10 protein-coding genes are annotated in these 12,460 nt (G+C 59.8%); 8 read left to right on the plus strand and 2 right to left on the minus strand.

Annotated elements, in window-relative coordinates:
- Positions 1-7: 7 nt before the first annotated feature.
- Positions 8-1,435, minus strand: a complete 1,428-nt coding sequence (locus tag A3EC_RS0109985; RefSeq protein ID WP_051061074.1) for a CCA tRNA nucleotidyltransferase — start codon at positions 1,433-1,435, stop codon at positions 8-10.
- A 124-nt stretch (positions 1,436-1,559) separates the two neighbouring features.
- Between A3EC_RS0109985 and A3EC_RS0109990 the strand changes: the two genes are divergently transcribed.
- The 8 genes from A3EC_RS0109990 (at position 1,560) to A3EC_RS0110025 (ending at position 11,735) form a co-directional block, all read left to right on the plus strand.
- Positions 1,560-2,621 carry an NUDIX hydrolase gene (locus A3EC_RS0109990; RefSeq protein ID WP_018025049.1) on the plus strand — a complete coding sequence of 354 codons (1,062 nt, stop codon included), beginning with the start codon at positions 1,560-1,562 and terminating at the stop codon, positions 2,619-2,621.
- Between the two features lie 71 nt (positions 2,622-2,692).
- Positions 2,693-5,182 (plus strand): hypothetical protein, encoded by a 2,490-nt coding sequence (locus tag A3EC_RS0109995; RefSeq protein WP_156812931.1) that lies wholly within the window; start codon positions 2,693-2,695, stop codon positions 5,180-5,182.
- A 12-nt stretch (positions 5,183-5,194) separates the two neighbouring features.
- Positions 5,195-7,645: a murein biosynthesis integral membrane protein MurJ gene (murJ, locus tag A3EC_RS12125; protein ID WP_018025051.1), complete on the plus strand. Its 2,451-nt coding sequence runs from the start codon at positions 5,195-5,197 to the stop codon at positions 7,643-7,645.
- Positions 7,646-7,763: 118 nt separating this feature from the next.
- Entirely contained in the window at positions 7,764-8,330 is a 567-nt protein-coding gene (locus tag A3EC_RS12130) for a sigma-70 family RNA polymerase sigma factor (protein WP_018025052.1), read from the plus strand.
- A 56-nt stretch (positions 8,331-8,386) separates the two neighbouring features.
- Positions 8,387-9,025, plus strand: a complete 639-nt coding sequence (locus A3EC_RS0110010) for a hypothetical protein (RefSeq protein ID WP_156812932.1) — start codon at positions 8,387-8,389, stop codon at positions 9,023-9,025.
- A 58-nt stretch (positions 9,026-9,083) separates the two neighbouring features.
- Positions 9,084-10,034 (plus strand): thioredoxin-disulfide reductase, encoded by a 951-nt coding sequence (trxB, locus tag A3EC_RS0110015; RefSeq protein ID WP_018025054.1) that lies wholly within the window; start codon positions 9,084-9,086, stop codon positions 10,032-10,034.
- A gap of 109 nt (positions 10,035-10,143) precedes the next feature.
- Positions 10,144-10,467 (plus strand): thioredoxin, encoded by a 324-nt coding sequence (gene trxA, locus A3EC_RS0110020; RefSeq protein ID WP_018025055.1) that lies wholly within the window; start codon positions 10,144-10,146, stop codon positions 10,465-10,467.
- Between the two features lie 77 nt (positions 10,468-10,544).
- A complete protein-coding gene (locus A3EC_RS0110025) occupies positions 10,545-11,735 on the plus strand; it encodes an N-acetylmuramoyl-L-alanine amidase (protein WP_018025056.1) in 1,191 nt (396 codons plus the stop codon).
- Positions 11,736-11,781: 46 nt separating this feature from the next.
- On the opposite strand, the gene A3EC_RS12135 is transcribed toward A3EC_RS0110025, so the two are convergent.
- The gene (locus tag A3EC_RS12135) at positions 11,782-12,432 is read right to left on the minus strand and encodes a GNAT family N-acetyltransferase (RefSeq protein WP_018025057.1); all 651 of its coding nucleotides are present in this window, start codon (positions 12,430-12,432) and stop codon (positions 11,782-11,784) included.
- Positions 12,433-12,460 lie beyond the last annotated feature (28 nt).

Below are 12,460 nucleotides of genomic sequence, written 5' to 3' on the forward strand. Positions count from 1 at the left end.
CATTGTGTCAGGAATTGCCTTCTTCGCGCGAAACCCACCATTTCTTCAACTCCAAAATGGCGTCTTCGCGTTCCATCGGGCCGCGCTCTAGGCGCAGTTCCTTCAAGAATCCCCATGCTGCGCCCACTTCTGGCCCTGGCTTCAGGTCCAGCAATTGCATAATTTCATTGCCATCGAGATCCGGGCGGATCTTCGCCAGATCTTCCTGCGCGGCAAGTTCCTCAATCCGGTTTTCCAGGTCGTCGTAGATGCGTTGCAGACGCGCTGCTTTGCGCTTATTCCGAGTGGTGCAGTCCGCTCGAACCAGCTTGTGCAGCCGCTCCAGCAACGGTCCGGCGTCAGTGACATAGCGCCGTACCGCAGAGTCCGTCCATTGGCTTTCGCCGTAGCCGTGGAAACGCTGGTGCAGGAACACGAGCTGACCAATATCGGAAATAACCTGCTTCGGGTACTTCAAGGCACGCAAACGCTTGCGTACCATCTTCGCCCCAACAACTTCGTGGTGATAAAAGGTGACGCCGCCGCCAGGTTTTGCCGCACGAGTCGCTGGCTTGCCGATGTCATGCAGCAGCGCGGCCCAGCGCAGCACCAGGTCAGGGCCGTCGGTTTCCAGGTCGATGGCTTGGCGCATCACCTGCAGGGAGTGTGCGTACACGTCTTTGTGCTGCATGTGTTCGTCTTGGGTCATCTGCATGCCCGGAATTTCTGGGAAGAATCGTTCTGCCAGTCCGGTATCCACCATCAATTCCAGGCCTGCGGTTGGGTTTTCACCCAGCATCAGTTTGTTCAATTCCGCCTGGATTCGCTCGGCAGTAATCCGATCGATCTGCGACGCCATATCCGTCATTGCGGCAACGACCCGCGGCGCCGGCGCAAAGTTCAGGGCGCTGGCGAAGCGGGCGGCGCGCAACATGCGCAGCGGATCATCATTGAAGGAGTCTTCTGGGGTGCCGGGGGTGTCCAGCAGCCGTGCTTCGAGGTCCTGCAGTCCGCCCATTGGGTCGAGGAATTTCTGGTCCCCGTTGCCGAAGAGTTGCACCGCCATGGCGTTGACTTTGAAGTCGCGGCGAATCAGGTCCGCGTCCAAGCTATCGCCGAAGGTGACTTCTGGGTTGCGGGATTGGCCGTCGTATTGGTCGGCGCGGAACGTGGTGATTTCGATCTGCGCGTGGTTCTTTTCGGCGCTGACGGTGCCGAATTCAATACCGGTGTCCCACACGACATCTGCCCAGCCGGTGAGGATGTCGGAGATTGCCTCCGGCCGCGCATTGGTGGTGAAGTCCAAGTCGTGGCCTAGTCGCCCCAGCAGGGCGTCTCGTACCGATCCGCCGACTAGGTACAGTTCATAGCCTGCGGTTTCGAAGCGGTGAGCGAGTGGCACCAGGGTGTCGTCGTGGGCGCGGAGCGCCTGTTGGGCCCGGGCCAGCAGCGCCATGGTCTGCTGTGGGTCGGTCGCCGCGCTGGTTGGGTGGGGATTGTTTCCGGAATTGCTCACGCCCCAACCTTACCGAGGCGAGCCAACCCAACTCCCGTTTGGCAGGCGCGGTATTCTATACGGAATGAGTGAACATGATGAGACTAAGCAGCCGGGCGGTGCGGCACCACGTCGCCGTCGGCGTTCTCGTCGGCGTTCCTCCCGCCCAAGCGGCGCCGCAAGCAGCAACCACACCCTGAAGCAGCACGCCAGTGGCGAAAGTGCCGCTGACCAGGGCAGTCGGGGATCGTCTGGTGAGCAGAAGACCGGCGCGAATCAATCTGGTGAGCACAAGGGCCGTCCAGCTGCCGGGGAAGGTGACGGTCAGCGATCGCGGCGGCGTCCGAATCGTCGTCGACGTGGCCGCGGCGGCTCCCGTAGGCAGTCTGGTGAGGCCCAACAGGCGCATAAGTCCCAGTCATCGCAGCAGTCCGATACTGCTGCAGTAGGCAGTGCTGGTTCCACTTCGCGCTCCACTTCCGCCAAAACCAGTTCCGCCAGCGATTCCACCTCGGGTAGCGAGCAGCCGCGGAAGAAGTCGAATCGGTCCCGTCGTCGTCGCGGTGGCGGACCTCAGGGGCAAAACCGCAGGCAGCAGCGCAACCGCGGTCGTTCGCAACCTCAGCGGCCGTCCCGCCAGCGGATGCAAACCTCGGATGAGACGTCTGCCGGTGGTTTGGTGGTCTCGGGGATGGCGGAAGCGGTCCGCGCCGACGGTTCGGTCGATTTGAATCGGATTTATGTGGCGCTGATTGGTCGGCTGGATCGTCGTGGCCGACTGTTGTGGTCGATGCCGAAGGGCCATGTTGAGCCTGGTGAGGACCAGTGCGCCACCGCGGAGCGAGAAGTGTGGGAGGAAACCGGCATCGAGTGCGAGGTGTTTGCGGACCTCGGCACCATTGATTACTGGTTCGTGTCGGAGGGCACCCGCATTCACAAGACGGTGCATCACCATCTACTGCGGTTCGTGGACGGCGATCTCAACGATGAGGACCCGGAGGTCACTGAGGTCAGTTGGATTCCGGTCAGTGCGTTGCTGGAAAAGCTGGCATATGCTGATGAACGCAAGCTTGCTCGGCGCGCGCATGACCTGTTGCCGGATCTCGCCCGAGCGGAGAAAGAAGCCGGAAGGGCGACACCACGTTGACCTGCCAAAACCCAGGTGTGCGGTGGTTGCGGTGCAGTGTTTCAGCTGCGGCAGCCACTGCGTTGTTTTGCTTGTTGACGCCGATCCCGACCGCCACCGCTCAATCCCAACAGTCGATCCCGGGCCAGTCCTCCAGTCAAAGCACTGACTTGGCTGCGTGGGCAAACACTGCCGTTCGTCCGGCAGCTGCGGACCGTCCCATCGACCTTGACATCACATCCATCGATTCCACTGCGGTACCGGTCGATGGTTCGGTGTCAGTGAAGTTTTCTCTGACGAACACTACAGATCAGGATATTTCGGACATCATTGTCCGTTCTGAAGCAACGGATTCGCTTGCCGATCCCGCGGACGCTCAGACCACGCTGATTGATACCGCATCAATTTACGTGCACACCACCGCTTTTGAACCGGTTGTCGATAAGTTATCACCGCAGGAAACCCGCGAGTTCACACTAGAGATTCCCGTTGGTGCGCCCAGCCCCACTGGGTTGGGACTGTCCGAAGCGGGCGTGTACGGCTTCGCGGTGAATGCCAATGGTCGGCTCGGTGACCAAACTCAAGATGCTTTTCTCGCCGATGCCCGGACCTTGTTGACGGTCGGCCCGGCTGCCGCGGGCGCAGCTTCCGAAACCGAAACCCCGGGTTCTGAAGCACCTGCGACGGAACCCGAACCAGGGGTACCGGTAGCCGAGTCGGAGCGGGATCCGAAGCGGCCAGCGCCATTTACGATGTTGTGGCCGCTGACCGCCAACGTCAATATCGTCCCAGGTGAAACGGGCACGGCGCCGAGCAGCCCCGAGCTGATCCTCAAAGATGAATCCCTCTCGGAGGAATTCACTGACTCCGGCCGCCTTCACAACCTGGTGACGGCGATGGCCACCGCTCCGAAGGATGTTCAGAACGCGTCGTGCCTAGCCATCGACCCGGTGTTGGTGTCGACGGCCAGCCGAATGGCGAAGGGCTACGTCACTGCTGAGCATCGCCCTTCGCCAGTGCCGCAGACGGTCCGATTGCGAGATTCGTGGGGCCAAGACCCGAATAAGGTCGATAGTGTTCCGGGCACCGGCAGCGCCGCCGCAAAGAGTTGGCTGACTGACTTGCGCACGCTCGCACAGCAGATGTGTGTGGTGCCGTTGCCAGCACAATCGGCAAATATTGACGCGCTAGCCACCATTAAAGATCCATCGCTGTCCCTGACGGCGCTCGCTCCAGGCGCTACGGTGCTCGATCAGATTCTGGAGGTGCAGTCGCAGCGCAATATTGTCATTCCGGCTACGGGCACCGTTGCCGGCCCAAATCTACGGGTGCTGAAGTACGCGGGCGTCGAACCCGCCACCGCGGAGGCCACCTCCCGAGGTTTGGCTGGGTTTGACCAGAATTTTGAATCGATTATCACCGGCACCGAACCTGAACTATCCCAGGACGTATCCGTGCTGCTGGCGGACGCCGCGCTGAGCAGGCCATCGGGCACTATCGACGACGGCATCACCGCCATCGGTTTCCAAGCCCCGCTGGGCGCAGCGTTGGCAGGCACCGGCGAGTTCCCAGAAACTGCGCCCTACAGCCCGCTGGTCTCTCGTTCATTCCTGGACGATGATTCCGCGGTCGCTCGGATGAACAATGCCGTCGGAATTCTCCGGCTGACCAGTGCCGATGCTACCGAAAACCGGCGCCGAATCGTGGCGATGCCACCGGCGATGTGGAGCGCCAGCAGCGCCGACCTGAACACCTGGTTAGGCGCCGTGGGGACGTTGCTGCATGAACGGCAGGTCACCGCTGCACCGCTCCACCAGGTGCTTATTGACGAAAGCAAGGCCACGAAGAAAGCGACGCTGAACTCGGTGAACAACGATCCGAACCCGCTGCCGAATGGACATGTGGCTCGGGCGAAGCGACTGGCTCGGGCACAGACCAAACTCAGCAGCATCATGGTGAATACGCCTGATATCGCACTGACTCGCACTGGGTTTGTCACGCCCCTGCGGCTGGATGTGCTCACAGCTATCACTGACCGTCATCGCCGCGTCTACTCGCAGCATTCGGTCGCCAACAATTCGTCAACAAGCATTGTGCAGGACAGTGAGTTAATCCTGCAGCAGGTGGATAATTCGGTGCGGTTATTGCCGCCGGGCAGTGTGTACACCCGGGCGTCGAAGTCAACGCCGCTGATGATTGTGGCTAGTAATGGTCTGCCGCTGCCGGTGCGAGCGCAACTGCAGGTCAGTGCGGCGCATGCGGGCAGCAGCTTGGTGGATATGCCGCAGCTTATTCCGGCGCGTGGCTCGATTCCGCTGCCGATGCCGGCGGAAGAAGTGCCGAAGGTAGATAGTGGCGAATTCACGGTGACGCTGGTGACGCCCGGTAAAGTGCCGATTTCGGCACCTGTGACCATGAGCACGCGTTCGGCCAGCGAACTGTTATGGCTCGTGGGCGTTATCGTCGTACTGTTGGTTGCGATGGCATGGGGTCTGGCTCGGAATATCACCCGAGTTCGACAAAGTCAGCAGGATGCGCCGGCCAATCACGGCGACGCTGACCGCAATGCCGACAGCTTGTAGAAGGAGAGTGAAGTGAGCGCTGCACAAAGCTCACCGACGAATCAGACCACTTCGGATGATTCGGTTGTACGGTCCACCGGCTCGATGGCCATTGCCACTCTGATTAGTCGGCTCACCGGTTTTCTCCGGAACCTGCTCATCGGCGCGGCGCTGGGCCCTGCCATTTCCTCCGCCTTCAACTCGGCGAACACGCTGCCTAACCTGATCACGGAAATCGTGCTGGGTGCCGTGCTGACCTCGCTGGTCGTGCCGGTGCTGGTTCGGGCCGAGAAAGAAGACCCCGATAAGGGCGCCAGGTTCTTCCGGCAGTTGTTCACCATTTCGCTGACAGTGCTGGTAGTCATTGCCACGCTGGCAGTGCTCGCCGCGCCGATTCTGACGCGGATGTCCCTGGCTGATGGCGGCGAAGTCAACGTTTTCTTGGCAACGAACTTTGCCATCCTGCTGCTGCCGCAGATCCTCTTCTACGGGCTATTTGCGCTGTTCATGGCGGTGTTGAATACCAAAGGGGTGTTCAAACCGGGGGCGTGGGCGCCGGTGGCGCATAATGTCATCGCCATTGCGGTGCTGCTGCTGTATTGGGTGGTGCCGGGCGCTAATTTGGATGCCTATGCCAACCCGATGGACCCGCCGACACTGACACATCCTGGGATTTTGCTGCTCGGCATTGGTACTACTCTCGGTGTGGTCGCGCAGTTTGCGATTATGATTCCGCCGATGCGCCGCGCCGGGATTGATATGCGACCACTCTGGGGCATTGATGACCGGCTGAAAGAGTTCGCCGGGATGGGTGTGGCCATCGTGGTGTATGTGGCGATTTCGCAGGCCGGATACATGATCACCAACCGGTGGGCGTCGATTGCGGATGCAGCCGCGCCGAATATTTATCAGCAGTCGTGGCTGCTGCTGCAGGTGCCATACGGCATTGTCGGCGTGACCTTGTTGACTGCGATGATGCCGCAGCTGTCGCGCAATGCGGCCGACAACAACATCAAAGCAGTGGTCAATGACCTCACTACTTCCACGAAGCTGACCTTCATTGCGCTGCTGCCAGTCATTGTTTTTATGACGGCGTTCGGTCGCCAAATCGCTAACGCGCTGTTTGCCTACGGCAAGTTCCCACCAGAAACCGCGGACATTCTTGGCCGCACCCTGTCCTACTCAGCCTTCACTTTGGTGCCTTACGCACTGGTCATGTTGCACCTGCGGGTGTTTTACGCCCGGGAACAGGCGTGGACTCCGACGGCCATTATTTTGGCGATCACGTCGGTGAAAGTTGGTTTTTCCTGGTTGGCGCTGCAAAACGCGCCGTCAAAAGAGACGGTGGTGCAGCTGCTTGGTGCAGCCAATGGGCTGGGCTTTGTGGCCGGCGCTATTATCGGCGCGCTGCTACTGAAACGGTCCCTCGGGTCGCTGCAGGCCGGCGCGGTGATGCATTCTGCTGCGTGGATTGTGGGCGCGGCGATGGTCGGTGTGGCAGTAGCGATGCCGGTGGATTGGCTGCTCAGTGTCACCGGTGTGCTCGACCCTGTCGGTTCCTTTGGCTACTTGCTTCGCACGGGTGTCGCTGGCGTACTTTTCCTGATAGTTACTGGACTTGTATTGTCGCGATCTGGATTGGCAGAAGTTATGTCCATTGGCCGTCTGCTGGCGAAGCTACCTGTGCTGGGCAAGCTGATTAAAGTGTCGGAAGCACCGCCGCAGACTTCCGACAGCATTGCGGCCCAGGTCGATGCCACTGTGCTTGGTGACGGAATTGCGAGCCCGCTGTTGCCACCGCTTCCGGCGGGACAAGCGCGCGGTAAGCGTCAGCTTCCTGGATCTTATGTGGCCAATGGACGATTCCGGTTGCTGGTCGACCACGGCGGCGCACCGGGGTTGGGTTTCTGGCGAGCCCGTGACGTCAAGCGCAACGTCGACGTTGCGCTCACCATTTACGATGCAGAACAGCTGGCTGCAGGTACTCCGATGTCAGCGGAGGACACAGCGCAGCAAGTCGCCGAACGCACTCAGGCACTGGCACAGCTGCGGCAGCCGGGCATGGCCAACATCCTCGCGGTGGTGCCGGACGCTACCGGTGGCGTGGTGGTCTCGGAGTGGGTTGCTGGTTCATCGCTGGCAACAGTTGCCGATGCCGCACCAGATCCGTGGGCGGCGGCCCATGCCGTCACTAAGCTCACTGAAGCGGTGGTGGCGGCGCACGCGCACGGCACCGCGCTGGGCATTGACCACCGCGCACGGCTGCGGGTCGCCGTCGATGGGGACGTTGTGCTCGCCTTCCCGGCACTGACCCCAACGGCGTCGTATCGCTCGGACATCCGGGGCTTGGGCACGGTACTGGCGTTGCTGGTCAACCGCACATCTGACCTGGATCCTCAACTGCGCGTACTGATTGCTGACACCCGAAATCTGCGGGTTGGCGGAGCTGGGGAAGTGCTGCAGCGACTGCGGAACCTGCCGTAGCGCGGGTGCCGGTATCGAGTCGCGGCGAGGTTCGATATCGGCTGCAGATTTGCCTGCGGTGTGGTTTGCTAGGCACACACAGCTCATTGGGGGATGAGCTCATTCCAGAGGGGGAATTGTGCCTGAAGTGGGGGATTTTGGGCTGGTCAAAGCGCACCTTGCTGGTGACCCAGCGGCGTTCGGTCAGTTATTTGCACGCCACCGTTCGTACTTGCATTGGGTGGCCTGGCGGTGCGGCGTCACCGAAAGCGATATTGAAGATGTGCTGCAGGAATCAGCACTAAAAGCGTTGCGCAACCTGGGTCGATTTCGGTTGGAATCCTCGGTGGTGACGTGGCTGCATCAGATTGTGGCGAATGCGGCGCGGGACCATCTGCGACGACGCACCTTGGTGTCAGTGTCTATTGACTCCGACCATGTGCCGGAGCTTCCAGAACAACGACCGGTGCCGCCGGACCTGACAGAGCTGCGGATTGTGCTGCGCTCGGCGTTGGCGAAGCTGCCGGGGGAACAGCAGGCAGCTGTGCATGCGGTCGATATTTTGGGGATGAGTGTGCGGGAGGCCGCGAAGTCCTTAGGGGTGGCGCCGGGAACGGTGAAGTCGCGGCGGGCGCGAGCGCGGAAACGGTTGCGGGCGGAGTTAGTGGAGATTGCCGCGGATTTTGATGTGTGGGACAGGTCATAGTGAAGGTTGGAACCGTTTCTTCCTGCAACACGTCCAATGGTGTGGAGGTGGTGCCAATGAGCCCCAAACATGTTTCTGCTGCCGACCTGTCAGATGCCGATATCGACGCACTAGTTTTTAGTCTGCTCACTAACGTGGACGAAGCTAGCGACGACCCGGAGAATGACGCGGTGGTTCGTGGACACTTCTTTCGCCGCTACACCGTCCCCGCCGCCGCGGCCGCAACGATTGCAGCTGTGAGCATTGCGACGGGGTGGCTTGGCACGACCTCGCCCGGCGGTGCTGAGGTGGAGTTGGCTAGTCAGCCGGAAGACATCACCGCTGCGGATCTGAACCCTGAGTTGCTTTCCAGTTTGGCGAAGGGCAGCGATTTTTCTGGGTTAGCTGAGCCGCAGCTTGCCGGTGCATGTGTGGCGGTAAACGTCAAAAAGCTCAATGAACTTTACGGGGAAACGCCGCCAATTTCGAGTACTTTTTCGGACGAGATTGTGGGGGCCGCTTCCGCGCTGGAGCGGGTGGTGGGTGCGGCGCCAATCCGATTCGCTGGGGTGGAACGGCAGCTGTTTTTACTGCGCTCTGATGGCGGCGGAACAACTGCGAGCTTGACGGTGTTGATTACAGAAGAGAGCTGCGGGCAGGCAGATGATTCCGGGGTACCGGAGGCTGCCACCGTTCACGTAGCCGCATTAAACTGAATCCCAGTTTGATCCGAGTTTGAGTAATCGTGCACCACGAGCAGGAGAGTTGAGTTTCATGACCGAAACGGCACAGACCACCGACACCACCCATGACGTCATCATCGTCGGATCGGGCCCCGCTGGCTACACCGCGGCGATCTACGCTGCGCGCGCTGACCTCAAGCCAATTGTGTTTGAGGGCTATGAATTCGGCGGCTCGCTGATGAACACCACCGATGTGGAGAACTTCCCAGGGTTCCCAACCGGCATCATGGGCCCAGAACTGATGGCTCAGATGCGGGAACAGGCAGAACGTTTCGGCGCTGAACTGCGGATGGAAGACGCTGACCAGCTGGAACTCGACGGTGAAATCAAGGTCGTGCATGCCGCTGGGCAGGAATACCGCGCCCGGACCGTGATTCTGGCGACCGGTGCGGCGCCACGCTACCTCAATGTGCCCGGTGAGCAGGAACTGCTGGGCCGCGGTGTGAGCTCCTGTGCCACCTGCGACGGTTTCTTCTTCCGCGACCATGACATTGCAGTTATTGGTGGCGGCGACTCGGCGATGGAAGAAGCAACCTTCCTGACGAAGTTCGCGAAGTCGGTGACGATTGTGCACCGCCGCGAGGAGTTCCGAGCATCGCAGATCATGCTGGACCGCGCGAAGGCGAATGACAAAATTAAGTTCCTGACCAACAAGGTGGTGAAGGAAGTTCAGCAGGCCGATGGGAAGGTGTCCGGTTTGGTGCTGACTGACACCGTCACTGGTGCGGAATCACCCCTGAATGTCACCGCGATGTTCGTGGCGATTGGCCATGATCCGCGCACCGGACTGGTGGCAGAACAGGTGGAGTTGGACGATAATGGCTACATCAAGGTTCAGCAGCCTTCCACGCTGACTTCCGTGCCTGGAGTTTTTGCTGCGGGTGACGTGGTGGACAGCTACTACCAGCAGGCTATTACCGCGGCAGGTAGCGGTTGTGCGGCTGCGATTGATGCGGAGCACTACCTGGAGTCGCTGAACTAGGATTGCACCCAATAATTGGGGCGGCCAACGATAAATAATTGGGATTACCAACAACCATTATTGGTAATACCAATAATTGAAATATATTTGCACAGGTCAAGGAGTTATCATGTCGAATGTTATTGAAGTGAAAACGGACACCTTTAAATCGGAGGTTGTCGATTCCGACAAGCCAGTCCTCGTCGACTTCTGGGCAGAATGGTGCGGACCATGCCGCAAACTCTCCCCGTTGGTAGAGGAGCTTGCCGACGAACACAGCGACCGTTTTGTGTTCGCCAAAGTCAACGTGGACGAGGAACGCCAACTGGCCGCCATGTTCCAAATCATGTCCATTCCGGCGCTGATGATTTTTAAGAACGGCAAGAAGGTTGATGAGCTGATCGGCTTCAAACCGAAAAACCAGATCCTGCGTGCCCTTGAATCGCATGTTTAGCTGATAATCTATCGGGGTACTTATTTAGAGACATGCGGCCACAACCGGATGTCGGATAACAAGGAGATCCGTTCCGAGTGTCGGACATTTTGCAGGTAGGGGATTCAAATCCCCGTGTAGCCGAGGTGCGAACGCTGCTTGCCCGCCTGGGTAAGCTGCCGGGCGTCACGGGCGGCACCACGCCCGCAGGTCAATCCGCACAGCTCTACCAATCGGACTCCATTTATGACGAGGCGCTGAAAGAAGCTGTCCGTGCTTTTCAGCAAGAACGCGGCATTCGTGCCGACGGGCTGATTACTCCGGGCACGCTTCAGCTGATGCGCGAAGCCTCCTATGTACTGGGCACACGCGTGCTGAAGTTTGAACCATCAGCACCAATGTCCGGCGATGATGTGCACAGCCTGCAAGATCAGCTCGCTGAGCTTGGTTTTTACACCGCACCAGTCAATGGTCACTTCAATGCCGAAACCTACGAAGCGGTACGGCAGTACCAAAACGCCGTTGGCCTGGAACCGGATGGCATCTGCGGCCCATCGACCTTCCGCGAACTAAGCCTGCTGGGCCGCCGTATCACTGGTGGCTCGCCGGCCGGGCTACGTGAGAAGGAAAAGGTGCGCCAAGCTGGACCTAAGCTGTCCGGGAAGCGCATTGTCATTGATGCACACCGGTCCACCGCAGAGCCTGGCGTGACGGTACAGGGACCGTTTGGGCCGATTACTGAAGAAGAGATTCTTTGGGACCTGGCGTCACGGATTGAAGGTCGGATGGTGGCCGTCGGGGTGGAGACCATTCAGTCGCGGCCGCGCCACGATAATCCATCGCCAGAAGAGCGCGCTGAACTCGCCAATGCGGTCGGTGCCGACCTGGTGATTTCCCTGTCGGCCGATACGTACAGCAATGAGCGTGGCAATGGCGTCGCAACGTTCTATTTCGGTTCGACTGTGGGGAAGAATTCTCTGGTTGGGGAGATGCTGTCTGGCTTCATTCAGCGTGAAATTGTGGCCCGAACCCCACTTGGTGACTGTCGAACACACGCTCGAACTTGGGATCTGTTGAGGCTCACCCAGATGCCGACTGTTGAAGTGTCTGTGGGTTACCTGTCCAACCCACATGACATCGAAGTGCTCACCGATCCGGCGCACCGCGAAGCGATTGCGGAAGCAGTCATTGTGGCAATTAAGCGTCTGTATCTGCTGGAGGACGACTTCGTCCAAACCGGCACCTTTGACTTCCGCGAACTAATCGAAGTCGAGAAGAACGCCGACTAGGCGCACACCACACCGGAGCCTCACCGGGCCTGGGCCGGAGTCGGAACTACACGTCTTTCTTGTGGTTCCGAACTGGCACCGGGTAGCTCACTTGCATGGAGCGGAAGAGCTGCTCCTGTTGTAGCTGGTCAAGTGCCATTTCCACTTCCATAGACCAGTTCATCTGTCCGGGAAGATCCAATCGCAGTCGCGGAATCTGCGGGTCATCCGCGACGATGTGAAACCCCGCCTCAAGCAACAGCTCAATGGCAATGACTTCATCGCTGCGGTGCGTGCACCCGAAAGCTTCAATCGCCTTGACGCCACGGCGGGTCAAGTCGGCAACCGCTCCGTCAACAAGCAACGATTCCAAGCCCTCACCCTGGAAACCTGGGGCGATTTTTAGGCTGGTTACCACGATGGCGTCCGCACTAACTGGGGCAGTGGGCAGGTGGCGTTGGCGGGGGACGAAGCGCGGCGGAGCGTAGATGATGGTGCCGAGGGTGCGGTCCGGATCCAGGCAAATAAGGTTCTGACCTGCAGTTCCCCATTCGAGTTGGACTTGGCTGAGCCAGGCTTCCTTGTCGATGACGCAAGCGGTGTCGGCTAATTCCGCGCCGTCGGAGGTCGGCTCGGTTTCCCAGTACAGCGATTCCATGGTGGCGGGCAGCACGGCACCAAGATCGCGGATATCGACAGGCATGAGCTGTGTGAGCATGGCTTACCTCGGATTGGTCAGGGACTGC

It is taken from the genome of Corynebacterium ulceribovis DSM 45146 (assembly GCF_000372445.1).
Classification (GTDB): domain Bacteria; phylum Actinomycetota; class Actinomycetes; order Mycobacteriales; family Mycobacteriaceae; genus Corynebacterium; species Corynebacterium ulceribovis.

What these genes read in the sequence shown, in the direction of transcription:
- A3EC_RS0109985 (WP_051061074.1), bottom strand. Translation starts at nt 1,435, where the DNA reads ATGGCGCTGCTGGCCCGGGCCCAACAGGCGCTCCGCGCCCACGACGAC.
- A3EC_RS0109990 (WP_018025049.1), top strand. Translation starts at nt 1,560, where the DNA reads ATGAGTGAACATGATGAGACTAAGCAGCCGGGCGGTGCGGCACCACGT.
- A3EC_RS0110010 (WP_156812932.1), top strand. Translation starts at nt 8,387, where the DNA reads ATGAGCCCCAAACATGTTTCTGCTGCCGACCTGTCAGATGCCGATATC.
- A3EC_RS12135 (WP_018025057.1), bottom strand. Translation starts at nt 12,432, where the DNA reads ATGCTCACACAGCTCATGCCTGTCGATATCCGCGATCTTGGTGCCGTG.
- trxB (WP_018025054.1), top strand. Translation starts at nt 9,084, where the DNA reads ATGACCGAAACGGCACAGACCACCGACACCACCCATGACGTCATCATC.
- trxA (WP_018025055.1), top strand. Translation starts at nt 10,144, where the DNA reads ATGTCGAATGTTATTGAAGTGAAAACGGACACCTTTAAATCGGAGGTT.